Annotated in this window: 17 protein-coding genes; 9 read left to right on the forward strand and 8 right to left on the reverse strand. The window is 59.3% G+C overall.

All coding sequences use genetic code 11. From position 1 onward, the window contains the following. Position 1: 1 nt before the first annotated feature. The 4 genes from AC07VO_RS17320 to nosR form a co-directional block, all read right to left on the reverse strand. Positions 2-511, reverse strand: a complete 510-nt coding sequence (locus AC07VO_RS17320; protein WP_018926628.1) for a GNAT family N-acetyltransferase — start codon at positions 509-511, stop codon at positions 2-4. 2 nt (positions 512-513) lie between these two features. Next, positions 514-1,152 carry a LysE family translocator gene (locus AC07VO_RS17325; protein WP_064616303.1) on the reverse strand — a complete coding sequence of 213 codons (639 nt, stop codon included), beginning with the start codon at positions 1,150-1,152 and terminating at the stop codon, positions 514-516. A 36-nt stretch (positions 1,153-1,188) separates the two neighbouring features. Beyond that, positions 1,189-1,623, reverse strand: a complete 435-nt coding sequence (locus tag AC07VO_RS17330) for an NUDIX hydrolase (protein WP_457327289.1) — start codon at positions 1,621-1,623, stop codon at positions 1,189-1,191. Positions 1,624-1,802: 179 nt separating this feature from the next. Then, a complete protein-coding gene (gene nosR, locus AC07VO_RS17335) occupies positions 1,803-3,155 on the reverse strand; it encodes a response regulator c-di-GMP phosphodiesterase, NosR family (protein WP_019581571.1) in 1,353 nt (450 codons plus the stop codon). A 257-nt stretch (positions 3,156-3,412) separates the two neighbouring features. Here nosR and AC07VO_RS17340 point away from each other — a divergent pair, with 257 nt between their 5' ends. From AC07VO_RS17340 to AC07VO_RS17365, 6 genes are all read left to right on the forward strand, one after another. Continuing rightward, a complete protein-coding gene (locus AC07VO_RS17340; RefSeq protein WP_018926632.1) occupies positions 3,413-5,719 on the forward strand; it encodes a GGDEF/EAL domain-containing response regulator in 2,307 nt (768 codons plus the stop codon). Then, positions 5,716-7,578, forward strand: coding sequence for a putative bifunctional diguanylate cyclase/phosphodiesterase (locus AC07VO_RS17345; RefSeq protein ID WP_064616301.1), 1,863 nt, complete (start codon positions 5,716-5,718; stop codon positions 7,576-7,578). The genes AC07VO_RS17340 and AC07VO_RS17345 overlap by 4 nt, the downstream gene beginning before the upstream one ends. A gap of 44 nt (positions 7,579-7,622) precedes the next feature. Then, on the forward strand, positions 7,623-8,582 hold the full coding sequence (locus AC07VO_RS17350; RefSeq protein ID WP_457327288.1) for a cytochrome-c peroxidase: 960 nt from the start codon (positions 7,623-7,625) through the stop codon (positions 8,580-8,582). Beyond that, entirely contained in the window at positions 8,579-10,390 is a 1,812-nt protein-coding gene (locus tag AC07VO_RS17355; protein WP_457327287.1) for a DAHL domain-containing sensor histidine kinase, read from the forward strand. Before AC07VO_RS17350 ends, AC07VO_RS17355 begins: the two co-directional genes overlap by 4 nt. Further along, positions 10,387-11,793, forward strand: coding sequence for an ATP-binding protein (locus tag AC07VO_RS17360; RefSeq protein ID WP_457327286.1), 1,407 nt, complete (start codon positions 10,387-10,389; stop codon positions 11,791-11,793). Before AC07VO_RS17355 ends, AC07VO_RS17360 begins: the two co-directional genes overlap by 4 nt. 279 nt (positions 11,794-12,072) lie before the next feature. Beyond that, positions 12,073-13,692, forward strand: a complete 1,620-nt coding sequence (locus tag AC07VO_RS17365) for an FMN-binding glutamate synthase family protein (protein WP_230175108.1) — start codon at positions 12,073-12,075, stop codon at positions 13,690-13,692. Here AC07VO_RS17365 and AC07VO_RS17370 read toward each other — a convergent pair. The 3 genes from AC07VO_RS17370 to AC07VO_RS17380 are packed head-to-tail and all read right to left on the reverse strand — an operon-like array spanning position 13,670 to position 17,706. Continuing rightward, positions 13,670-15,265 carry a glycosyltransferase family 39 protein gene (locus tag AC07VO_RS17370; RefSeq protein ID WP_457327285.1) on the reverse strand — a complete coding sequence of 532 codons (1,596 nt, stop codon included), beginning with the start codon at positions 15,263-15,265 and terminating at the stop codon, positions 13,670-13,672. The two genes, AC07VO_RS17365 and AC07VO_RS17370, sit on opposite strands and share 23 nt — an antisense overlap. Beyond that, positions 15,255-16,763, reverse strand: a complete 1,509-nt coding sequence (locus AC07VO_RS17375; RefSeq protein ID WP_457327284.1) for a glucosyltransferase domain-containing protein — start codon at positions 16,761-16,763, stop codon at positions 15,255-15,257. Before AC07VO_RS17375 ends, AC07VO_RS17370 begins: the two co-directional genes overlap by 11 nt. 1 nt (position 16,764) lies before the next feature. Then, positions 16,765-17,706, reverse strand: a complete 942-nt coding sequence (locus AC07VO_RS17380; protein ID WP_018926640.1) for a glycosyltransferase family 2 protein — start codon at positions 17,704-17,706, stop codon at positions 16,765-16,767. A 257-nt stretch (positions 17,707-17,963) separates the two neighbouring features. Between AC07VO_RS17380 and AC07VO_RS17385 the strand changes: the two genes are divergently transcribed. Then, entirely contained in the window at positions 17,964-19,088 is a 1,125-nt protein-coding gene (locus tag AC07VO_RS17385) for an OpgC family protein (protein WP_457327283.1), read from the forward strand. A gap of 54 nt (positions 19,089-19,142) precedes the next feature. Here AC07VO_RS17385 and AC07VO_RS17390 read toward each other — a convergent pair whose 3' ends face one another. Beyond that, on the reverse strand, positions 19,143-20,564 hold the full coding sequence (locus tag AC07VO_RS17390; RefSeq protein WP_457327282.1) for an amino acid permease: 1,422 nt from the start codon (positions 20,562-20,564) through the stop codon (positions 19,143-19,145). Positions 20,565-21,067: 503 nt separating this feature from the next. On the opposite strand from AC07VO_RS17390, the gene AC07VO_RS17395 reads away from it, so the two are divergent. Both AC07VO_RS17395 and AC07VO_RS17400 read left to right on the forward strand, forming a co-directional pair. After that, positions 21,068-21,526 (forward strand): REP-associated tyrosine transposase, encoded by a 459-nt coding sequence (locus tag AC07VO_RS17395; RefSeq protein WP_026286462.1) that lies wholly within the window; start codon positions 21,068-21,070, stop codon positions 21,524-21,526. A 316-nt stretch (positions 21,527-21,842) separates the two neighbouring features. Then, positions 21,843-24,953, forward strand: coding sequence for a transglycosylase domain-containing protein (locus AC07VO_RS17400; protein ID WP_064616291.1), 3,111 nt, complete (start codon positions 21,843-21,845; stop codon positions 24,951-24,953). Positions 24,954-25,157 lie beyond the last annotated feature (204 nt).

The raw sequence follows: 25,157 nt of genomic DNA on the forward strand, positions 1-25,157 counted from the left end.
ATCAAGGCTCAGGGGTGATCTCGCGCCACATGTGGATCTTGTCGAAGTAGTCTTCGCCGACCCGCACCGCCAACGGTTCCAGGCCAAACTGCACGAAGCCGCAGCGCTGATACAGCCTGAAGGCGGCTTCGTTGCCGGCGGTGACGGTCAGCTGGATCAGCCTCAGGCCTTGATGACTCTGCGCTTCAGCCAACGCCGCCTGTAACAGTTGATAACCGAGCCCGCGCTGGCGCACCTTGCCGGTCACGTACATGCCAAACAGCGTCGCCTTGTGCCGGGCCTTTTCCCGAGACTCGAAGGCCAGGCCGACGATGCCTGCCAGTTCCCCTTCCTCGAACGCCCCGAGCACCCGGTCCAGCTTGCTGGTCAGGCGCGACTCCCACCACCCCAGCGGCATCGTGGCGCGCTCGCGCACGCTGGAAGTGAACGCCTGGGGATGCGAGTCGTAGGCTTCGAGCATCAGCGCCCGATAATCCAGGGCATGACTGGCATCAAGCCGCTGAATCCACATGTTCAGGCCACTCGCCGCTGCTCAAACATCAACCGCACCGCCAGCCCGGACAGGACGAAGCCCATGAAATAGCGCTGCATCGCCAGCCAGTTCGGGTTGTTGACGAACCAGGAGGCGATGCCTGCGGCGAACAGCGCGATCAGCAGGTTGACGCTGAAGCTCACGCTGATCTGGGTCAGGCCGAGGATGATGCTCTGGTTGAACACCGAACCGTGCTCAGGGGAAATGAACTGCGGAAACACCGACAGATAAAACACCGCGATCTTCGGGTTCAGAGCGCTGGTGAGAAAACCCATCGTGATCAATTTGCGTGACGAGTCCGCCGGCAACTGCTGCGCCTCGAACGGCGAACGCGCACCGGGCTTGACCGCCTGCCAGGCCAGCCACATCAGGTACAACGCACCGGCCCACTTCAGCACCTCGTAGGCCACCGGCACGGCCATGAACACCGCGGTCAAACCCGCTGCAGCAGCGAACAGGTGCACTAGAAATCCCGCGACCACACCCAGCAATGACGTCACCCCGGCCTTGCGTCCCTGGCAGATGGAACGGGAGATCAGGTAGATCATGTTCGGCCCCGGCGTGAGTACCATCAGCAACGCCGCGGCGGCAAAAATCAGCAAGTCTTGAAGTGGAATCATGGGCATCCTGTCCTTGAAGTCAGAGGGTCTGGGTGATCAGGCGGTTTCGATCAGTGAAGCTCGATAAAACGGCAAGATCAGGTCTCGTGTCAATGGCGCCAGCGTGAGATCGCCGTCGGTGGCCGGGTCGATCCAGCGCACCTCTTCGATTTCCGCCGCCGGGCAAACGTCAGAATCGATGGTCAGCTGAAACAGTTCGGCCAGTACGACAAAACCCGGCTCGTTGGCGGCCGGTGCCGAGAATGGCCCCAGGTAGGTGGCGTGCGCCGGATCGATGACCAGTCCCAATTCCTCCTCCAGCTCACGGGCCAGGGCGTGGACCGGTTGCTCATGAGCCTCGATCTTGCCCCCCGGCTGCATGAACGCCTGGGTGCCGCGCTTGCGCACCAGCAAGGTGCGACCGTCGGGGCCGATCAACAGGGCAGCGGCAATGTGGATGATGCGGGGCGAAGCGGCGGATGAAAGCGTCATGGATCAGGATTGGCCTTGGGTAAAGGCGCAAGGATCACATGAGCGCCGGCTTTTCGTCACGCCGAAAAAAATTTCCGCAGCCTCCCTGTAGGAGCGAGGCTTGCCCGCGAAGAATGAACCGCGTTTTTTCAGGTACTACGCGTCATCGTTCTTCGCGGGCAAGCCTCGCTCCTACAGACTCAACTCGTCTCGAGAATCGCCACTTCCTCCGGCACTTTCACAAAAATGCTGTACTTGGCACCTTCCATCGCCTCGAACGCGATCAGCTTCTCCACCAGCGGCCCGTTCAACACCTTGCCGGCATTGAGCAGCAGCATGCCGTTGTCGGCATTCAGGTTGCGCGCCAGGATCATCCCCGCCGCCAGGTCCCGGGTGGTCAGCACCTTGACCGTCGGATCGGCCAGCGTCACATCGCTCAGGTAAGCAGCACAGACTTTAATGAAATCCTCCACCAGTTCCGGGTCATAGAGCCGACCGGCGTACTGGCGGATATACACCAGGGCTTCATCGCTGTTCATCTGCCGTTCGAGGATCAGCCCACGCTGCAACTCGATGAAATCCACCGCCAGTTTCAGCAACCGTGAACCGAGCGGAATGGCCTCGCCCTTGAGCCGATCGGGAAAACCGCTGCCGTCCCAACGCTCCTGGTGGTGCAGGATCAGCCGCGCGGCATCTTTCATCGGGTCGAGCGTCATCAGCAGCGACTCACTCTGCTTCGGATAACCCCGATAGCGCTCGCGGTCATTGTGATGCAGCAGATCCGAAGGCGTGCTCATCATGCTGTCGGTCCAGCTCAATTTACCGATGTTGTAGAGCGCCGCCGCCATGGTCAGGTCTCGACTGGTGGCTTCGTCCAAGTAATGGAGTTTGCAGTACACCCGCACTAGTTCGATGATCTGCCGGTTGGTCTGCTTGGCAGGTGGCAGGCGCAGGTTGGCCAGCAACGAAAACACTTCCGTGCCGGTGACATAGCTGCGTTTGAGCTCTTCGTAAGCCAGGTCCAGCATGTCAGCGGTCTGTTGCAGCTCGCTGGTGCGGGCCGCGACGTGTTTTTCCAGGGTGGTGTTGAGCAGCTTCAGTTTTTCGTTCTGGTCCCAGGTCTCCTGCACCAGACGCAACCGCTCACGCTCGGAATACTGATAGGCCAGCGATTGCCGCAGCGTCAGCAGCATTTCCTCATCGTGCCAGGGCTTGCTGATGTAACGATGGATCTGCCCTTCATTGATGGCTTTGATAATGGCCGAGGGGTCGGCATAACCGGTCAACATGATCCGGGTGGTGTCGGGGTAGCGCTGATGGACGTGGGCCAGCAGCGTGGCGCCGTCCATATTAGGCATTCGCGCGTCACTCATCACCAGATCGACCGACCGCTGCTCCATGATTTCCAGGGCCTGGGCACCGCTGGTGGCCAGCAGCACCTCGTAGGGCTGGCTGCGCAGCAGGCGGCGCAGGCTGTTGAGAATCGACTCCTCATCGTCGACCAGCAGTAACGTGGGTTTATCGGTCACAGTCGTGGGGAGCTGCTCTTCCATGGCGATACCTCAAGTGAAACCAGCCTCTTTATGTCAGGCGCGAAAAAACTTCCTCTGACTTTCCCGAGCCTGAGCTACAGGCTAGATGATTTTCCGACCGACTCCGCAAATGATTCGTTTCAGTCAACCGGGCGAATATCCGACCGGACGACTATGCTCAGGTCACTCGGATCCAAACGATGCCCGCTCCGTCCTGCACTCAGGGAAGGGATACCCTCTATGAGCTCATCGCACCAAACTGCTGTCGGTACAGGCGCATGTCAGTGAATACGCTGCTTGCGCGGACTAATCGTCGGATTCTCATCGTCGACGACACCGCGTCGATCCACGAGGATTTCGCCAAGATTCTCAGCCCGTCATCGATCGAAGACGACAGTCTGGCCAGCGCTGAAAACGCCCTGTTCGGCACCCCCGTGTCGGTATCGTCGCAAGGTTTTATCATCGAATCCGCGTTTCAGGGCCGTGAGGCGCTGGACAAGGTCGAGACCGCGCTGGCGAATGACTCACCCTACGCGATGGCCTTCATCGACATGCGCATGCCGCCGGGCTGGGACGGCCTGGAAACCATCGAACGCCTGTGGCAGGTCGATCCCAAGCTGCAAGTGGCGCTCTGCACCGCGTATTCCGACTATTCCTGGGAAGACATCGACGAGCGCCTGGATCTGGGCGATCGCCTGCTGATCCTGAAAAAACCCTTCGATGCCATCGAAATCCGCCAGATGGCCAGCGCATTGACCGCCAAGTGGCAAATGACCGAAGACGCGGCGCTGAAGATGTCCCTGCTGGAGCAAGCGGTCGAGGAGCGCACCCGGGAGCTGTCCGACGCCAACATCATTGTGCAGAACAGCCCGACCATTCTGTATCGGCTGCGCGGCGAACCGTCGTTTCCGTTGATGTATATCTCCCACAACATCACCAAATACGGCCACATCGCGGCGGCCCTGGTGGCTTCTTCCAACTGGGCTCAGGAGCTGATCCATCCCGACGATCAAGAGAAAGTCGACACCGCCATGGCGCGGGTGCTGGACCGCCATGCAGCCGGTGCTTCCATCGAATTCCGGATGCGCACCGGCGACGGTGACTGGCGCTGGGTCGAAAACCGCTACATCCCGGTGCGCGACGATGAAGGCCGCTTGCTGGAAGTCGAAGGCATCATCATCGACATCACCGAACGCAAACTGGCCGAGGAAAAGATCGCCCTGCTGGCCCGCACCGACGGGCTGACCGGGCTGGCCAACCGCGCGACGCTGATCGAGCGCCTGCATCAGGCGTTCGCCGCCGCCCGGCGCGGGGCCACCCCGTTCGCCATGTTTTACCTGGACCTGGATCACTTCAAACGCATCAACGACACCCTGGGCCACCCGGTGGGTGACCTGTTGCTGCAGGAGGTCGCCCGACGGATCAAAACCTGCGTGCGGGAAAACGACGTGGTCGCCCGTCTGGGGGGCGACGAGTTCGCGATTCTGCAATTGGACGTCGGCGATCCGACCCAGTCAGCAGCCCTGGCCGCCAAGGTCCGCGATGCACTGGTGCTGCCCTACTCCCTGGCCGGCAACGACGTGCGGGTCTCGGTCAGTATCGGCATTAGCAGCTACGCCCAGGTCAGCCTCAGCGCCGACAGCCTGTTGACCCAGGCCGACATGGCGCTGTATCGCTCCAAGGAAAAGGGCCGCAACCAGTACCACTTCCATTCCGAGGAAATCAATCAGGAAGTGGTCGAGCGCATGACCATCGCCAACGACTTGAAAACCGCCATCGAACGCGACGAGCTCGAACTGCGTTACTGGCCGGAAGTAGACCTGAGCAGTGGCAAGATCCTCGGCATGGAAGCGCAGGTCAGCTGGAATCACCCCATACGCGGTTTACTGGAAGCACCCGCATTCCTGCCCGCGGCGGAAAAGACCGGCATCATCATCGCCCTCGGTCACTGGGTGCTGGAGCGCGCCTGTCGGCAAATGCACCAGTGGCGCGATGAAGGCATGGCACCACCGGTGGTGGCGATAAAACTGTCCCTGGCCCAGCTCAAGAGTGGTCCCGAGCTGATCTATGACGTGTTGCGCACCACTGCCCGCTGGGATCTGTGCCCGTGGGACCTGCGTTTCGACGTCACCGAAGCGACCCTGGCCCAGACCAAGTGGACGCACAACGATATCCTGCCACGCCTGCGTGAGCTGGGGGTGAAGATCGCCATCGATGACTTCGGCACCGAATACTCTTCGTTCGACTACCTCAAGACTTACCAGGTCAATCACCTGAAACTCGCTCAGGCGTTCATCGACACCGCCGCCCACGACGCGGCCAGCGCCACCACCTTGCGGGCCATTATCAATTTCGCCCGCGACGTCGGGATCGGCATCATCGCCGAAGGTGTCGAAACCCAGGAGCAACGTACTTCGCTGATGGCCACCGGTTCACCGATGAATGCCCAGGGCTACTACTTCAGCAAAGCGGTCAGCAGCCAGCAGGCCGCCGAACTGTTGAAAGCCGGGAGCATCGTGTGCGCGAATCACAATCCCGGAGCAATGCCGGGTGATTCGCAACGTGCCACGGAGGACAAGGAATGAAAACTCCGTTCATCCAGGCCAACCGGCGCATCCTGATCATCGATGACACGCCCTCGATCCATGAGGACTTCCGCAAGATTCTGGGCGCCGATACCGACGATGAACTCACCCTCGCCGGCACTGAAGCCGCGCTGTTCGACACCCCGCAAACGACTCGGCTGGTCTTCCAGCTCGACTCCGCCTATCAGGGCCAGGAAGCACTCAAACTGGTCAAGCGGGCCCAGGCAGAAGGTCGCCCTTACGCCATGGCGTTCACCGACATGCGCATGCCGCCTGGCTGGGATGGTCTGGAAACCATCGAGCGGCTCTGGAAGGTCGACCCTAACCTGCAAATCGCGCTGTGCACGGCGTTCTCCGATTACACCTGGGAAGCCATGGCCGAACGGCTGGAGTTCGGCGATCAATTGCTGGTGTTGAAAAAACCTTTCGACAGCCTGGAAATCCGCCAGATGGCCAGCGCCCTGACCTGGAAGTGGCAGATGGCGCAGGACGCGGCGATGAAAGTACTGAGCCTTGAGCAAACCATCGAAGCCCGGGTCCATGAACTGCTCAAGGTGTCTCATCTGTTGCAGTACGACGTGTTGACCGAGCTGCCCAACAGCACCTTGCTGGGTGACCGGCTGAACCAGTCCCTGGCCTTGTCCAGACGCCATGACAAACAACTGGCGGTGATGTTTCTGGGGCTCGACCGCTTCAAGCGCATCAACAATGCGTTGGGCCACCCGACCGGTGACGAGATGCTCAAGCGTGTCGGGCAAAGCCTGGTGGCCTGCGTGCGTGCCTCCGACTCGGTGTTTCGCTACGGCTCCGACGAATTTGTGGTGATCCTGGCCGACATCCACCACCCCCAACAGACCAAGGGCATCGCCGAAAAACTATTGAACGCCATACGTGCGCCCCAGCACGTCGCCGGGCACGACTTGAGCGTGACGGCCAGCCTGGGCATCAGCATCTATCCCGATGACGGTTTCGATGCCATCGCACTGATCAAGAAAGCCGAAACCGCGATGCGCAACGTCAAGGAAAGCGGCCCCAACGATTTCAGCTTTTTCATCGATGAGATGAACCAGCGCGCGCGGGAACAGCAGACCATCGAGTCGGGGATTCGCCTGGCACTGGAGCGGAACGAGTTTGTCCTGCACTACCAACCGAAACTCGACCTGGGCAGCGGCAAGGTGGTCGGCGCCGAGGCGTTGATCCGCTGGCAAAAACCGGGGCACGGCTGGATCTACCCGACAGACTTCATTGCAGTGGCCGAAGACAGCGGTTTGATCGTGCCATTGAGCAAATGGGTGCTGGCCCAGGCCTGTCGGCAAGCCCGTACCTGGCAGGCAAAGGGCCTGCCGAATCTGTGCATGTCGGTGAACGTGTCGGCCATCGATTTCCGCCAGCGGGATTTTGTCGACGGCATCGAACAGATACTCCAGAACACAGGCATGGACCCGGCCTTGCTGGAGCTGGAAATTACCGAAGGCGTATTGATGCAGAACGTCGATGCCACGATGGTCGCGCTGAGTCGGCTCAAGGCATTGGGGGTACGGCTGGCCATCGATGACTTCGGCACCGGCTATTCCAGCCTGAGTTACTTGCAACGGTTTCCCATCGATGTACTGAAAATCGATCAATCGTTCATTCGTGGCCTGGGCCGTGACAGCAACGACGCGGCTCTGGTCGGCGCCATCATCAGCCTGGGCAAAAGCCTCAATCTGACGGTCATTGCCGAAGGGGTGGAAACCCTCGAACAACTGAATTTTCTCAAGGCGCTCCATTGCGAGGAAGGCCAGGGTTACTACTTCAGCAAAGCCGTGGAGCCGGACGCCTTCGTGCAATACCTGACCTCCGTAAAGCCCCTCTCCTGAACGATGTGCAACGACACACAGGCCCTGAGCCAAGGAATCACAAGATGTCACGTTCCTTCTGCTACTTGCTCCTTGCGCCTCTACTCGGTTGTTGTCTGATAGCCAGTGGCGCACCGCTGGACGAACCGCTCAAACCCTTGCCCGCAGTGCCCGAGCAGAATCCCTCGCAAGTCGAACTCGGTCGCCGGTTGTTCAACGAACCACGGCTGTCGGTCAACAACAGCCTGTCCTGTGCCAGTTGCCATCGTCTAGAAATCGGCGGTGCCGACGACAAGGCGTTGTCCACTGGCTTCAAGGGCGATCCCTTGACGATCAATACCCCGAGCGTGTTCAACGCGAGCCTGAACTTCCGGCAATTCTGGAATGGCCGCGCCGATTCTCTGGAAACCCAAGCCCACGAAGTGGTGCAGAGCCCCAGTGAAATGGGCAGTCATTGGGAACAAGTGGTCCAGATGCTCTCCGCCGACCCGGATTACAAAAACGCTTTCACCAAGGCCTACCCGGACGGCGTCACCATGAACAATGTGCAAAGTGCCCTGGCCACCTACGAGCGCACGCTGATCAGTGCCAACTCGCGCTTCGACCAATACCTGTCGGGCAATACCGAGATCCTCACGACTGACGAGAAGTACGGTTACCAACGTTTCAAGGACTACGGCTGCATTGCCTGCCATCAGGGGGTGAACATCGGCGGCAACATGTTCCAGAAATTCGGGGTCATGGGTGATTACTTTCAGGCTCGTGGCAACCCCACCGAAGCCGATCTGGGCCGCTATCTGGTCACCAAGGCCGAAGAGGACCGCAACGTGTTCAAGGTGCCGAGCCTGCGCAATGTCGCCGTGACCGCGCCGTACTTTCACGACGGCTCGGCTAAAACCCTCGAAGAAGCGGTAGACGTGATGTTCAAGTTCCAGCTCGGTCGTGTGCCCTCCGACAAGGACAAGGACCTGATCATCAAATTCCTCAAGACCCTGACCGGTGAATGGGGAGGCAAACCTTTATGAAAACTTCCCCCCGTCGCAACCTGGCACTGCTCGCAGCCGTGGCCGTACTGCTGGCCTCGACGCTGTTGTTCCTGTACCTCAAGTCCAGCTCGAACGAGACGTCGACCTACGCCGAATCCCGGGACCTGATCGGTCGGATCAAACAGTTGAACGCGCAATGGGAAACCGAGATTCTCAAGGCCAGGATCGCCATCAGTCACAACTACGATCCACTGGTGACACCGCTGAGCGAGATGACGCGCCTGTGGCAGCGGTTCGAGAGCATGGAGTCCAATCACGGCCGCAACGACACGCCGACCTGGCGTGCCAGTCATGAGGCATACCTTGCCGCCATCCAGGAAAAAACCCGGCTGGTGGAGCAATTCAAATCCCACAACGCGGTGCTGCGCAACTCACTGGCGTTCCTGCCCACGGCCGAAGACGACATCCAGCAACCGCTTGCTCAACTGCCCGATGAAGACAAGCTGCAACTGCAGAACATCGCCACCGACACTTACGACTTGCTGCTCAGCAGCCTGGAATTCGCCCAGGTCACCTCCGACGATAAAGCGGCGGATATTCTGCTGGGGATGAACAAACTGGGGGTTAACAAGCAACGATTGCCGGAGCAGTTTCACAGCCCGATCGATATTTTGAGTAACCACATCACCCTGATCCTGCGTGAGCAACCGGTGGTCAATCGGTTACTGGAAAACATCGAGGCCATTCCCGTGGCCGAACGACTGGACGACATTACCGGCCTGCTGAACGAAGACCAGCAGCAAACCGATGCCATCGACCAGCGCTACCACTTCTACATGCTGGTGTTTTCGACGCTGCTGGTGCTGGTGCTGGTGTACCTGGCAATTCGCCTGATGCGCAGCTTCGGGGAGACTCAGCGGGTCAACAAGGAACTGCAAACCGCCAACGAAGTCCTCGAACAACGGGTCGAAGAGCGCACCCGCGAACTCAAGGATACCCAGAGCGAATTGCTCGACACCGCGCGTCAGGCCGGCATGGCCGAAATCGCCACCAACGTGCTGCACAACGTCGGCAACGTGCTCAACAGCGTGAACATCTCGGCCGATCTGGTCAGCCGCCGGCTGCGTAGCAGCAAGGCCCAGGGGCTGGGCAAGGCGATGCAGCTGATCAACGAGCATCAAAGCGACCTCGGCACTTTTCTGACCCAGAACGAAAAAGGAAAACTACTGCCCGGCTATTTGAATCAACTGGTGGAGGCGATTGCCCTCGAACAGCAAGGCATGACCGAGGAACTCGCACAACTGAGCAAAAGCGTCGATCACATCAAAGACATCGTCGCCACCCAGCAGTCCTACGCGGGGGCCAACAACCTGGTGGAACCGCTGTACATCAGCGAATTGCTCGAGGACGCCCTGCGCATGAACGCAGGCGCCTTGACCCGGCATCACGTCACGGTGGTCAAGGAGTACGGCGACGTACCGCAAGTGATGGGCGACAAGCACCGCTTGTTGCTGATCCTGATCAACCTGATCAGCAACGCCAAATACGCCATGTCCGACCTCAGCAACCGAGCCCGACAGATCACCCTTGGGGTAAAAGTCGTCGAGGACACGATCCTGCAAATCAGCGTCAAGGATGACGGCGAAGGCATTGCGCCGGAAAACATGACGCGGATCTTTGCCCACGGTTTCACCACCCGCAAGGAAGGCCACGGCTTCGGCCTGCACAGCTGTGCGCTGGCCGCGATCGAAATGAACGGCCATCTCACCGCCCACAGCGACGGACCGGGCAAGGGCGCCCTGTTCACCTTGCAGATCCCGTTGAACCCCGTCATGGAGGAAGCATGAGCGACCTATCGAACCGCCGCATTCTGCTGATCGACGACACCCCGTCCATCCATGATGACTTTCGCAAAATCCTCACCCCAACCTCGGCCAAACATGCAGAACTGGACGAAATGGAGGCCGCGCTGTTCGGCAGCGAAGTGAAATCCACCCAACCGCTGTTCGAACTGGATTCGGCCTACGGCGGTCAGGAGGGCCTGGGCAAACTCGTCCAGGCCTTACAGGAAAACCGTCCCTACGCCCTGGCCTTCGTCGACATGCGCATGCCCGAGGGCTGGGACGGTGCACAGACCATCGAACACCTGTGGCAGGAAGACCCGAGCCTGCAAGTGGTGGTGTGTACCGCCTATTCCGACTATTCGTGGGATGAACTGCTGGAGCGCCTGCACGCCCACGACCGCCTGCTGATTCTGAAAAAACCGTTCGACAATATCGAAGTCCAGCAGATGGCCAATACCTTGCTCACCAAATGGGACATGACCGAACGGGCGTCTATCCAGATGAGCCATCTGGAGCATCTGGTGGATCAGCGCACGGCCCAGTTCAAACAGGCCAGCGAAGCATTGCAGCGGGAAATCGACGAGCGCAAACAATTGGAAAGCCAACTGGTGCAGTCGGAAAAACTCGCCTCGCTGGGGCAACTGGCGGCGGGTGTCGCCCATGAAATCAATAATCCCATCGGCTTCATTTCCTCCAACCTCGGCACCCTCGATGGCTATTTCAAGCAACTGCAGACCATGCTCGATGCCTATCGGGAGGCGGAGGCGGCCATTACCTCAAGCGAGGTCCTCGAACGTCTCGGCCAGCTCCGGGAAAAGGTCGAGCTGGAGTTTCTGCGCGAAGACATTCCGCTGCTGATCAAGGAGTCCAAGGACGGCATCAATCGGGTCGGGCAGATCGTCAAAGACTTGAAGGACTTCTCCCGCGTCGACTCCAATCAGGAATGGCAGTGGACCAACCTGCAACAGGGCATCGAGTCGACGCTGAACATCGTCGCCAATGAACTCAAGTACAAGGCCGATGTGGTGAAGGAGTATCAAACGCTGCCTGACATCGAATGCCTGCCGTCGCAGATCAATCAGGTGATCATGAACCTGATCGTCAACGCGTCTCAGGCCATGGGGCCGAAACGGGGCACCATCACCCTGCGTACCGGGCTTGAAGGTGAAACGGTGTCGATCGAAGTCGCGGACACCGGATCAGGCATCGAACCGGAATGCCTGCAGAAGATATTCGACCCGTTCTACACCACCAAACCGGTGGGCCAGGGGACAGGGCTCGGGTTGTCCCTGTCCTATGGCATCGTGAAAAAACACCGGGGCGACATTTCGGTACGCAGCGAAGTCGGCGTGGGTACCACGTTTCGGGTCGAGCTGCCGGTGCGCCAATCGAAAGCGGCTGTCTGACCAGCCGAACAAGGGATCAAATCTCAATCCAGGCTGTTTTCGTTTATTCTCCAGGCGCAGAATGCCAGACGCTCTGTGCTAACACAGGAGATCTCTGTGACGAGGGAGCTTGCTCCGCTGGATCGCGAAGCGATCCCAAAACAGGCAATGCGTTCAGTCAGACAAATCCCGTCAGCAGGTTTTGCGACTGCTGCGCAGCCGAGCGGGAGCAAGCTCCCTCGCCACAAAAGCCTGTATACCACGGTCCATCATGACCGAGTCCGAACCCAAGGAAACCGTATGAGCCTGTCACTCCTGAGCCGCTACGCCTTCTTTGCCGTCTGTGTGATATTCACCCTCGCCAGCCTGCCCTTCCTGGCATACGACTGGCTCTGGCCGATCGCCGCCGTCACCGGCGTCCTCAGCCTGGTGGGCCTGTTCGACCTGCTGCAAAGCCCTCATGCGGTGCGCCGCAATTACCCGATCCTGGGCAATATCCGTTATCTGGTGGAGGGCATTCGCCCGGAAATCCGCCAGTACCTGCTCGAATCCGACAGCGATGCCCTGCCCTTCTCCCGGGCCCAGCGTTCGCTGGTGTATTCGCGGGCCAAGAACGAGAGCGCCGACAAACCTTTCGGCACGCTGATCGACGTGTATCAGTCGGGTTTCGAATTCATCGGCCACTCGATGCGCCCGGCGCCGTTGAGCGACCCGAGCAGTTTCCGGGTGATGGTCGGCGGTCCGCAGTGCACCCAACCGTACTCGGCATCGGTGTTCAACATCTCGGCCATGAGCTTCGGTTCCCTCAGCGCCAACGCCATTCGCGCGTTGAACCAGGGCGCCAAACTCGGCAACTTCGCCCATGACACCGGCGAAGGCAGCATCAGCCCCTATCACCGGGAAAACGGCGGCGACCTGACCTGGGAACTGGGCAGCGGCTACTTCGGCTGCCGCACCGCCGATGGCCGCTTCGACCCGGAACGCTTCGCCGCCCAGGCACAGAACCCGCAAGTGCGGATGATCGAAATCAAAATGAGCCAAGGCGCCAAACCCGGCCACGGCGGGATTCTGCCCAAGCACAAAGTCACCCAGGAAATCGCCGAAACCCGTGGCATCCCGATGGGCGAAGACTGCATTTCGCCGTCGCGCCACAGCGCGTTTTCCACGCCGATCGAAATGATGCACTTCATCGCGCAACTGCGTGAACTGTCCGGCGGCAAACCCGTGGGCTTCAAGTTCTGCCTGGGCCACCCGTGGGAATTCATGGGCATCGCCAAGGCCATGCTGGAAACCGGCATCCTCCCGGACTTCATCGTGGTCGACGGCAAGGAAGGTGGCACCGGCGCCGCGCCCGTGGAATTCACCGACCACATCGGCGTACCGATGCGTGAAGGCCTGTTGTTCGTGCACAACACCCTGGTGGGCCTGAACCTGCGGGACAAGATCAAGCTCGGCGCCAGCGGCAAAATCGTCAGTGCCTTCGACATCGCCAGCGTCCTGGCCATCGGTGCCGACTGGGCCAACTCGGCGCGCGGCTTCATGTTCGCCATCGGCTGCATCCAGTCGCAAAGCTGCCACACCAACAAATGCCCGACCGGCGTCGCCACCCAGGACACCCTGCGCCAGCGCGCGCTGGTCGTTCCGGACAAGGCCCAGCGCGTGTACAACTTCCATCGCAATACGCTGAAGGCCCTCGCCGAAATGCTCGCCGCCGCAGGCCTCGACCATCCTTCACAGCTGTCGGCCAAGCATCTGGTGCGACGCATGTCGGCGACCGAGATCAAGCTGTTCTCGCAGCTGCATGTGTTCTTGAAACCGGGGGAATTGCTCACTGGCGAAGTGAACGGCGAGTTTTATTCGCGGATGTGGCAGATGGCACGGGCGGACAGTTTTGAGCCTAATGATGCGGCGGCTGCATAGACTGTGTTAGCGCGCCAATCTCAGGGATTGGCGCGTCCTCCACGATGAACAAACGAGCCTCACTGCCCCCTTCCCTTAGCGTCAGCACCTGTTTCCAATGTTTCGGAAACAAGGCGTCATGCTCAGGACGAGCAATGCCCGTCACCCACCAGACTCTCCTGGCATTGAGTTTCAGGGTCGAAAAATCATTGAAGAAAATCGAGTGCAGGTGACGGGGAATGAGTGCCCAGCCACCATATTCAGCGGTTCCCCACAAGGTGCCGGTCGCTGTTTTGAAGACGTATAGCCTCGGCTGAATGCCTGTCGAGTTGTAGTACATGAACGGCAAGTACCAATACAGGTTATCCACAATGATCTCGTCACCCGGACGCACCTCGCGACCAAGACCTGCGACCACGGCGTCCAGTTTCGCGTCTCTGCGAATGCTGGTGCCGTTCATCTCATCCGTTTGTGCGTAAATCGCCGACAGCCCGTGCACTTCCACCAAGACAATAAAAACCATGGCGACAGCAGCAAGGACAGCGTGGCGTTGGCTCCATGCGTCCAGTGCGAGCGCAACGATAAGGGGCAACGCAGCGGCGGCGAATACCAGGTACCTGGCATTGAAAACCGGCACGATCAGCGACACCAGAAACACGGTCAGCGCCGGCACAAAAAAATAGCCCACCAGCAAAACACTGAAGGGTCGCTCGTTGCGTGCCTTGAACAGTACGGCAGCGGCGCAAACCATGATCAAAACCAAGGGTGTCGCGCGCCATAAGTCACTGGTCGAACCCTCCATCACCACCAGTTGCCAAACGAAGGTCAGCACCGTCGGCCAGGTCAGCGGCGGTATCCATTCGAGCCCGTCCATTCGCAGCAATTGACTGACGAGAGGCGGTGCCCACGGCAGGTACAACACGACGATTGCACTGTTGGCCAGTATCCACGCACGTACGGGGACCGTGTCCTGGACCTTGCGCACCCGCCACCAAAAAAGCCAATGCACCAACACGCACAATGCGGCGAAGTAGTGCGTGTAAAAAGCCGCCGTCATCAGCAACACGTAAACGGCCGGGTAACGCTTTTGATCCGGCGCCTTGACCCAGCACACCAGCGCCACAGTCGCCCCCATCAGCCAAAACCCCAGCAAGGTATACATTCGCACTTCCTGGCTGTAGCGCACCGATATCGGCAGCAACGCCAACAACAATGCTGCGATCCAGATCGCCTTTCGCGTCGCCAACAGGCTCATCAATTTAATGCCCAGCAACAGCGTGCCGACATCAGCCAGTGCGCTCAGGGACCGCGCAGATAACACGCCATGACCGAACAGCACCATCCAGTAATGCAGCAAGACATAGTAAAGCGGCGGATGAACATCCCGAGCCGTCGTGGCCCAGATGTACGCAGGCGAGCCCTCGGCCAGCAGTATGCTGTAAGCCTCGTCGTACCAGATGACCGGCACGGTGATGGCGTGAAATCTCGCCAACAATGCGATCGCCAGCACCCCCAGCAAACCCGCACCGTCGGCAACCCCGGATGGCAAGCGTTTGAGATAGATCGCGGGAGCGCTCACCGTTTCACCACGCAAGCGTGGCGATCGGCGTCGGCTCTTTCATCACGATGAAACCGTAGTCACCCAACAGATAGAGGTTGTAGAACTTGTTATCCACCAGCGGTGGATAACCCTGATAACCCATCAACGTCGCGTTGCGTCGCTCCCGCTCCGCGACCACGTTGGTGATGCCCGCTTTCGGCAGGTTTTCCGCCAGCATGTAGAAGTTGATGTTCAGCAGATAATGCAAAACCGGCATCTGCTTGAACGAGCCTGCAGACTCCACCAGCCAGTGATCGGAATAACTCACCGACATGTATATGCGCTTGGCCTCGCGCAGTTGCCGATGGGATGCAATGTCATGCCCCAGGGAAAACAACGCGCTGGAAGCGAAGGTGTTCTGCACCGACAGTACGCGACCATAGGCGTAGGACAGCGAAAGCATGGCCAGCAGCGGAACCACCAACAGCAGCGTCAGCCGCTCATGAATATGTGCCAGCGCCAGATGGCTCAAATAGAACAGCAGCACCAACAGCACTGCGAACCCCATCAAGGTTCTGGCGCCTTCATTGAAATCCCGGAAAAACAACACAGCCCCCGACACTAGAAAAATCACGGTCGGCACGGTCAGCACACACGCCAGGCCCATCAGCACTTTTCTCAACGCCGTGTCCTGGCGTGCCACCACGTTCCGGGTCAGCCGTACGCTGCCCGCGATGGCACACAACAGCAGCACGGCGAACACCCAGGTGAATCCACCGTGAAACAGCAGCACGACTTTTTCCAGCACGCGACCAATGTTGATTTCCAGCTGCAGCCAGGGTGCTGCCGCCCAGTTCAGGAACAAAACGCGGGTCTGATCCATGTACGGATAAGCGGTGACGCTGTAGATCAAGCCGCCGAGCACCACCTGCGCGAGTTTCCAGCCGATCAACTCGCACCATTGCGGCCAGGCCCATTTATCGTTCGCGCCCCTGAGCAGTTCGAGGCAACACAGGCCCAGAAATACATTAATACTCACCTGATAGAGCCCCAGCCCCAGGGCAATCAGGAAGGCCGGCACCAGCCATTGCAAGATGCGCGAAGGATGACGAAACGTGATCGCATAGATCACCGCCACCAGGCTCAAGGCATTAGTCGGTCCGTCGTATTGATACGACAGGTTCTGCAGGAAGAACGGGTTGTACCAGAGCGGCAACACCACCATGCAGCAGGATAGCGTCGGCTGCGGGTAGTAATGAAACGTCAGGCTGGTCAACGCAAAGGCCATGGCCAGCGTGGCGATCAACAGCGGCAACGGAAAGATGTTCGGCGCGGCATCGCTGAAGGTCAGCGCGTTGTAGAACAGCTCGGTGAACAACCGCCCCTGCCCCACCCAGTCCGTGCCGGCGGACAGCGAACGCCAGTTGTCATCGATGTAGGGATAGTCGGCGAGGATCAGCGGAATGACATAGATCAGCGTCGCGAGTTGAAAAAACAGCCAGACCCGACGACGGCCGATTTCGCCGCTGAAAAAATCGCCCAGTCTGCCCATGCTAAAGCCCGACCCGGTCTTTGCCGCCGATGACGTCTTTGATCACATACCGGGGCCGATGCTTGGCTTCGATGTAGATGCGACCGACATACTCTCCAAGAATGCCGATGCCGATCAGTTGCACACCGCCCAGAAACAATATGGCCGTCATCAATGAAGGGTAACCGGGGACGCTGTTGCCGAAGAAAATCTTGTCCAGCACCATGTACACCGCATACAGCACCGCGAAGATTGAAATGCCGCCGCCGATGTAAGTCCACAACTGCAAGGGTACGGTGCTGAACGAGGTAATGCCTTCCAGCGCCAGGTTCCACAGCTTCCAGCCATTGAATTTGCTGCGTCCCGCCACCCGCTGGGCCCGCTCGTACTCCACCACCACGGTGGTGAAACCGGCCCACGAAAGAACGCCTTTCATGAACAACTGATGCTCGGGGAGTGCGCGAATCACATTGACCACCTTGCGGTCCATGAGGCGGAAATCCCCGACGTTCTCCTCGATACGGGTGTAGGAAATCCTGTTCAGCAGGTGGTAGAACATTGCCGCACTGTGGCGTTTCAGGTAACTGTCGCTGGCACGGTCCCGGCGCTTGGCGAGTACCACATCGGCACCTTTTTGCCACTCGGCAATCAACCGTGGAATGACGCTGATCGGGTCCTGCAGGTCCACGTCCATGGGGATCACCGCGTCGCCAGTGGCGTACTCCAGCCCGGCAAACAACGCCGGCTCCTTGCCGAAGTTGCGCGAGAAATTGATCAGCAATACCTGTTCATCGACCTGGGCCAGCGCCTTGGCCTGCTCAGCCGTCTGATCGGTACTGCCGTCGTTGATGAACACGATCTCGACTTCATAAGGGTCAAGTTTCAACTCACGACGCACCGCCTGGTGGAACAGACTGATCGCCTGCTCTTCGTTGAATACCGGGACAATCAGCGAAACCTTCACGTTTCACACTCCTGAGAACCGAAGTGTAGATGCTCGCCAGATGCCATCATGGGGAGTTCTGGTGCGCGGACAGTCCGGCAGACCGACGGCCACGCCGTTCGATCCGTTCGCTATAAGCATCTGAGACATTCGGTAATATCCAGCCTTTTGCAATTGCCTGTGAATAACGGCACCCTGCGCGCCGCCAATGTGCGGCGCACCCTCTTTTGCTGCGCCGGCAACTCCTTATTCAACAGCCCGTTCAAGAGCCCGCCTTCATGACGTCTGGACGCGATCACCGAATCGACTTTTTCCGCGGCCTGGCCCTGATCTTTATCTTCTGGGACCACGTGCCGCAGAACCCGCTCGCGCAGTTCACGGTGCGTAACTTCGGCTTCAGCGATGCGGCGGAGATTTTCGTGTTCCTGGCCGGTTACGCGGCCGTGCTGGCCTACGGCAAGATCGCCCGGCGCGACGGGCTCATGGTCGCCACGGTGAAAATCCTGCGACGCGCCTGGGTGCTTTATGTAGTGCACATCTTTTTGCTGGCGCTGCTGATGGGCATCGTGTTTTTCGCCAACAGCCACGTGGAAACCCGCGATCTGGTGCAGGAAATGGGCTTGCAGTATTTCCTCAGCAATCCGCAGCAAGCGTTGATGGACGAGTTGCTGCTGCGCTTCAAGCCGAACCTGATGGACCCGTTGCCGCTGTACATTCTGTTGCTGCTCGGCCTGCCGCTGGTACTGCCGATGCTGCTGCGCAAGGCGGAATACGTGGTGGGGCTGTCGGTGGTGTTGTACCTGCTGGCGCCATGGTTGCAGTGGAACCTGGCGGGCACCGACGGGGGGGTGTGGTTTTTCAATCCGATGGCCTGGCAGCTGCTGTTTATTCTCGGGGGGGCGGCGGCGATTCACCGGCAAAGGCCTCGGGCGCCGCAACCTCGACCGCTGACTCGACAGCCGGTTCTCATCGCGGCTCTGACCTATCTGGTAATGACCGGGATGATCGCGCTGTCGTGGAAATGGCCGACCGTGCATGACGCGTTCATGCCCCAATGGCTCGGCGAATGGCTCTATCCGATCAGCAAGACCAACCTCTCACCGGCGCGTCTGCTGCACTTCCTCGCCCTCGCCTACGTCACCGCGAGATTGTTGCCGGACACGGGCTGGACGCAACACTGGCTGGCGCGACAAAGCTGTCGCATGGGCCGATATTCTCTGGAGGTGTTTTGTTTTGGTGTGTTGCTGGCGCCGTTGGCGGACATGCTCAATGCCTTGGGTGGGAACGTATTGGCGATGCAGCTATTCAGCGCAATGTTGGGGGTCGGATTGATGGCGTTGCTGGGGGTTTGGCTGGATTTCAATAAGCGGTTGAATGTGCCGATACCCGTGGCAGCCGTTTAAATGCAAAAGCCCCGATCATTCTGACCGGGGCTTTTGCATGGCTGGCGTTACAACTTACGAAGCCGAACGCACCGCGCCTTGCGCCACATTGGTCGGCTGCAACTTGAACATGTAGAACAACACCGTCAGCAGTACCAGGAACGCCGGGCCCACATACAGCGCCACTCGGGTATCCGGGAAGTACGCCATCAGGCCGACCACCAGCACCAGGAAGGCCAGCGCCAGATACGAACTGACCGGGTACAGCCACATGCGGTATTTCAGGCCGGCACGCTCGCTGGCGCTCAGGCCTTTGCGGAACTTGAGTTGGGCCAACAGGATCATCACCCAGGTCCAGATCGCGCCGAAGGTGGCTATCGCGGTAACCCAGACGAAAACCTTCTCAGGCACCATGTAGTTGAGCAGCACACCCAGCAACAACGCGCCGATCGACAACAGCAACGCACGACGGGGCACTCCGCCGTTCGAGGTTTTGGCGAAACCGGCCGGGGCCTGGCCGTTCTGCGCCAGGCTGTAGAGCATGCGCCCGGTGCTGAAGATGCCGCCGTTGCAGGACGACAACGCCGCGGTGATCACCACGAAGTTGATGATGCCGGCGGCGGTCTTGATGCCCAGACGCTCGAAGGTCATCACGAACGGGCTGCCCTGGGTGCCGATTTCGTTCCACGGGTAAATTGACAGGATCACGAACAAGGCGCCGACGTAGAACAGCAGAATCCGCCAAAACACCGAGCCGATCGCATTGGGGATGGTCTTCTGTGGGTTCTTCGCTTCACCGGCGGTCAGGCCGATCATCTCGACGCCGAGGTAGGCGAACATCACCATTTGCAGGGACATCAACACGCCTTGCACGCCATTGGGCATGAAGCCGCCGTGGGCCCACAGATTGGAAATTCCCAGGGCGACGCCGTCGTTGCCGAAGCCGAACGCGATCACGCCGATACCGCCGACCACCATCGCAATGATGGTGACGATCTTGATCAGGGCGAACCAGAATTCGAACTCACCGAAGGCTTTCACCGCGATCAGGTTGATCGAGCCCATGCTGACCAACGCGGCAAGTGCCCAGATCCAGCGCGGCACGTCGGGGAACCAGACGCCCATGTACACCGCCACTGCGGTGATTTCCGCGACGCAGGTCACCAGCCACAGGAACCAGTAGTTCCAGCCGGTCAGAAAACCCGCCAAAGGCCCGAGGTAATCCTGGGCATAACGGCTGAACGAGCCGGCGACCGGATTGTGCACGGCCATTTCGCCGAGGGCACGCATGATCACCAGGATCGCCAGACCGCCGATGATGTAGGAGAGCATGATGGCCGGGCCGGCCATTTCGATGGCCTTGGCCGAGCCCAGGAACAGGCCGACGCCGATACAGGCACCGAGTGCCATCAGGCGAATATGCCGTTCGCCCAGTTCGCGTTTAAGCGGGCCGCCCTGAGCGGTCTCGCCGTGAGGCAGGTGATTGCCGACTGGCATAGGGGTGCAACCTCGTCTTGTTATTGGATATGACCACCGAGTGTCGAAGCGCCGACCGATAGGCCAGCGCCTGGTGAAACCGGGCCTGTCTTGTGGACAGACACGTCTTGTAGGACAAAACCTCCAAGATCAGCGGGGCGTGCAGTATAAAAAGCTAACGACAGGTGTTTTCACTATATAAAACACAATATTCAGCGATAACTAACGGGTAATTCCCGCAGAACGGAGTGGCATTACCTGGCTTATGCAGGTTTTTTCGCCACTGAAACCGCACGGAGTATTGCACAGCAATGGTGCATCGTCATGCCCCTACCTAGGCAGCATTTACCTCGTTGATGCGTCTAGCTCAACCCTTTCAGACGACACCCCTTGTGGGCAGGGGGCTTACTGTGGTGAATCCTTCGCAGGAATCAGAATCTTCACTCAGCATTTGCAGAACCGAAACAGACAATCGGGCACTAGCGTGGAAGGGTCACCTGACTATTACGCAAGGAAGCAATGGATTGCCTACTCAACCAAACTCTCATCGCCTGCGCTTTGGCAGAGCCTCTGAAAACGGCCGCGCTTACCTCATCACCGCAGTTATTCACGAGCGCCAACCCATATTCTCTGACTGGCGATTGGGGCGTCTGCTTGTCGCAGAACTGCGCCGAGCTCACGATGCGGGTTTAGTGAATTCAATTGCCTGGGTTGTGATGCCCGATCATTTTCATTGGCTAATGCAGCTGCAGGGCAACAATCTGGGCAATGTTGTCGGCTCTACCAAGTCACGCTGCACCCTGGCAGTGAACAAAATGAACGGTCGGTGTGGTCCGCTATGGCAAAGCGGCTACCACGACCGGGCAATCCGCGATGGAGAAGAACTCCTGCCATTCGCTCGTTACATTGTTGCCAACCCTTTAAGAGCGGGGCTGGTCAATAAAATTGGCGATTACCCGCTATGGGATGCCTGCTGGCTATAAACATCTGTGAGGGATTTCTGTGACGAGGGGGCTGTTGTGGCGAGGGGGCTTGCCCCCGTTGGACTGCGCAGCAGTCCCCAAAAAACAGCAGCACTGAATTTTTCAGGCACGCCGCATTTAAAGGGCTCACGACTGCTGCGCAGCCGAACGGGGGCAAGCCCCCTCGCCACAGGCAAGCTCCCTGGCCACAACAGCCCTTCTCCATAGGTAATCGTGCGCATCTGATATTTGGTTGTTCACAATTTTTTCACCAACGCCAACCACCGTCTAAGCTTCAAACAAGTCCGATCAATCTGCGTGAATGGATCAGTCGACTATGGGCGCTTTGTGGCAAACCGATTCGAGTGACACTGTGGTTCCGACTGAACGTGTGGATGAAGCGCCTTTACCTGAAAAACCCCGTCGTTCACGGCACGGCTGGGGGGCGTTCTGGTTGCTGCTGCTGATTATCCTGATTGTCCTGGGCCTGGCTGCAGCCAAGGAAATGCGCACCTCCAAGTTCCAGGCCCGGGAAATCAGTAAATATGCCGCCTCGCTGAAATATGAACTGCAACCCGGCCCCAGCGACGCGATTCGCTACCCTGGCGAAGGCCCGTTCGATCAGCGTCTGGGCTACAGCTCCCTGGATGAATTTCTGCCGCGCCTGCTCAAACGCGATTACGTGATAGCGGCGCAAACCCGCTTTTCGCCTGCGCTGATGAAGTACAGCGACAAGGGCTTTTTCATTCCCTATACCGAGAAAATCCAGGCCGGGCTGTCAATCACCGATTGCCGTGCGGCCCCGCTGTATCAGTTCAAGTATCCACAACAGCTCTATTCAAGCTTTGCCGCGATCCCGCCGGTGGTGGTCAACAGCTTGCTGTTCATCGAAAACCGCTTTCTGCTCGATCCGCACCAGCCCCTGGCCAACCCCGCCGTGGACTGGCCACGGTTCGGCATGGCGGCGTGGTCCCAGGTAGCCAAGCTGTTGCGCCTGCCCGGCCAATCGGCGGGCGGCAGTACGCTGGCGACACAGCTTGAGAAATATCGACACTCGCCCGACGGCTTGACCGTGTCGGGCGCGGAAAAAATCCGCCAAATGATTTCCGCCAGCGTGCGGGCCTATCAGACGGGGCCGGAAACCCTTCAGGTACGGCAAAATGTGATTCGCGATTACCTCAACAGTGTTCCGCTGTCCGCGGTGCCGGGCCACGGTGAAGTGCACGGCATGGCCGAAGGTTTGCGTGTGTGGTACGGCGCCGACTTCAACAAGGCCAACGAACGGCTGGCCAGCACCGACACCGATCAGAAAAGCCTGGCGGAGAAAGGCCTGGCCCTGCGTGAAATGCTGTCGCTGATGATTGCTCAACGCCGCCCTTCGCACTACTTGACCAAGGGCCGCGATGAATTGGCCAGCCTGACCGACAGCCATATTCGCCTGCTGTCACAAAATGGGGTGATCGATGCGCCGCTCGCGGCGGCGGCACTGGCCAGCCAAGTGACCTATCGCGACTGGCAGACCCAGCCCACCATCCAACCAATCGAAACCAACAAAGGCATCAGTGTCGCGCGCAGTCGCCTGGGCAGTTTGCTCAACCGGCCGCTGTATGACCTCGACCGCCTCGACCTTTCCGCCACCAGCACCCTGCAAGGCGAGCTGCAAACCCAGGCCACCGCATACCTCAAGCATCTGGCCGACCCAGCCTATGCAGCGGAAATCGGCCTGATCGGCGAACGCCTGCTCACCCCCACCAGCACCACGCAGGTGCGCTACAGCTTCACCCTGTTCGAACTGACCCCGGACGGCTCGCGGGTAAGGGTGCAGACCGACAGCACCGACCAACCGTTCGACATCAATGAAGGCAGCAAGCTGGAACTGGGCTCCACCGCAAAAATGCGTGTGCTCACCACTTACCTGCAGATCATCTCCGAATTGCACGATCGCTACGCAGGCATGACCGTTGCCGAACTGAAGAAAACCGAAGTCGCCGAACAGGATCGCCTGAGCAGCTGGGCCGTCGATTACATGATTCAGAACACCGACCGCAGCCTGCCAAAAATGCTCGGCGCCGCACTGGATCGCAAATATTCGGCCAGCCCCGGCGAGGCGTTTTTCACCGGTGGCGGGCTGCACACGTTCGTTAACTTCCGCAAGGAAGACAACGGCCGCATGCCGTCCCTGCGCGATGCCATTCGTGAGTCGATCAACCTGCCGTTCATCCGGCTGATGCGCGACCTGGTGCGCTACAGCACCTACGCAGGCCCCAACAGCAGCGCCGAATTGCTCAAGGACGACCGCGACCCGCGGCGTCAGGAATACCTGGCCCAGTTCGCCGACCGTGAAGGCACCGCATTCCTGCTGCGGTTCTGGAAGAAGTACCAGAACAAAGACACCCAGACCCGCCTCGAGACCTTCCTCGACAGCATGCACCCGACACCGATCCGCATGGCGGCCGTGCATCGCTATCTATTCCCGCAGGCCGACCAGGAGAGCTTCAACACCTTCGTGCGCTCACACCTCAAGGGCGCCAAGCTCACGGAAAAACTCACCGACGAACGCCTCGAACGCCTGTACCTGAGTTACGGCCCGGGCAGCTACGACCTGCCGGATCAGGGCTTCATCGCCAAGGTCCACCCGCTGGATCTGTGGCTGATGGGCTACTTGCTGAACAACCCCGACGCCAAGTTCAGCCAGATCGTCAAAGCCAGCGAATTCGAACGCCAGGAGGTTTACAGCTGGCTGTTCAAAAGCAAACACAAGGGCGCCCGTGACAGCCGCATCCGCACGATGCTGGAGATCGAGGCGTTCCTCGACATTCATCAACGCTGGCAGAAAGTCGGCTACCCGTTCGATCACCTGGTGCCCTCGCTGGCCACCGCCATCGGCAGCTCCGGCGACCGCCCCGCCGCACTGGCGGAGCTGATCGGCACCATCCTCAACGACGGTGTACGCCTGCCGACGCTGCGTATCGACAGCCTGCACTTCGCGGCCGGTACGCCCTATGAAACCCAACTGATCAACAATCCGGTCGTCGGCAAACGCGTAATGCCTTCCGAGGTGGCAACCGCCATGCGCGAGGCCTTGTCGCAAGTGGTGGATGCCGGCACGGCCAAACGCGTGGCAGGCAGTTTCAAACTGGCCAACGGCACCCCGCTGGCCATGGGCGGTAAAACCGGGACCGGCGACAACCGCATCGAAGCCATCGGTCCGGGAGGGCGGATTCTGAGCTCGAAATCGATCAACCGCACCGCAACATTCGTGTTTTACATCGGCGATAGCCATTTCGGCACCTTGACCGCCTACGTGCCGGGGCGCTCGGCCGAAGCCTTCAAATTTACCTCGGCGTTGCCCGTGCAAGTGCTCAAGGGCATGGCGCCCATCCTGATGCCGTATCTGCAACCGGGGAGTGGCACCGGATGTTTGCCCGTGGAGCTCTCCCGCCGCTGACCGGGTGGTAAATAGTTATTTTCGGCATGGAAAATTCCAATGCTTTCGGCACTCTCCACAGGTGTTCCGCGCAGTAATTCAGACTTTTACTTTGAGCGACGAAGGATAGGCTGTTGCCTTCCATAACTGCTCAAGGCTGATAAAAACAATGTCAGATTTACAAGGACGTAAAACTGCCCGCCCAGGAGGGGCAGACGACGATAA

This window comes from Pseudomonas sp. GW821-FHT03E01 (genome assembly GCF_059420765.1).

What these genes read in the sequence shown, in the direction of transcription:
- AC07VO_RS17320 (WP_018926628.1), bottom strand. Translation starts at nt 511, where the DNA reads ATGTGGATTCAGCGGCTTGATGCCAGTCATGCCCTGGATTATCGGGCG.
- AC07VO_RS17325 (WP_064616303.1), bottom strand. Translation starts at nt 1,152, where the DNA reads ATGATTCCACTTCAAGACTTGCTGATTTTTGCCGCCGCGGCGTTGCTG.
- AC07VO_RS17330 (WP_457327289.1), bottom strand. Translation starts at nt 1,623, where the DNA reads ATGACGCTTTCATCCGCCGCTTCGCCCCGCATCATCCACATTGCCGCT.
- nosR (WP_019581571.1), bottom strand. Translation starts at nt 3,155, where the DNA reads ATGGAAGAGCAGCTCCCCACGACTGTGACCGATAAACCCACGTTACTG.
- AC07VO_RS17340 (WP_018926632.1), top strand. Translation starts at nt 3,413, where the DNA reads ATGTCAGTGAATACGCTGCTTGCGCGGACTAATCGTCGGATTCTCATC.
- AC07VO_RS17345 (WP_064616301.1), top strand. Translation starts at nt 5,716, where the DNA reads ATGAAAACTCCGTTCATCCAGGCCAACCGGCGCATCCTGATCATCGAT.
- AC07VO_RS17350 (WP_457327288.1), top strand. Translation starts at nt 7,623, where the DNA reads ATGTCACGTTCCTTCTGCTACTTGCTCCTTGCGCCTCTACTCGGTTGT.
- AC07VO_RS17355 (WP_457327287.1), top strand. Translation starts at nt 8,579, where the DNA reads ATGAAAACTTCCCCCCGTCGCAACCTGGCACTGCTCGCAGCCGTGGCC.
- AC07VO_RS17360 (WP_457327286.1), top strand. Translation starts at nt 10,387, where the DNA reads ATGAGCGACCTATCGAACCGCCGCATTCTGCTGATCGACGACACCCCG.
- AC07VO_RS17365 (WP_230175108.1), top strand. Translation starts at nt 12,073, where the DNA reads ATGAGCCTGTCACTCCTGAGCCGCTACGCCTTCTTTGCCGTCTGTGTG.
- AC07VO_RS17375 (WP_457327284.1), bottom strand. Translation starts at nt 16,763, where the DNA reads ATGGGCAGACTGGGCGATTTTTTCAGCGGCGAAATCGGCCGTCGTCGG.
- AC07VO_RS17385 (WP_457327283.1), top strand. Translation starts at nt 17,964, where the DNA reads ATGACGTCTGGACGCGATCACCGAATCGACTTTTTCCGCGGCCTGGCC.
- AC07VO_RS17390 (WP_457327282.1), bottom strand. Translation starts at nt 20,564, where the DNA reads ATGCCAGTCGGCAATCACCTGCCTCACGGCGAGACCGCTCAGGGCGGC.
- AC07VO_RS17400 (WP_064616291.1), top strand. Translation starts at nt 21,843, where the DNA reads ATGGGCGCTTTGTGGCAAACCGATTCGAGTGACACTGTGGTTCCGACT.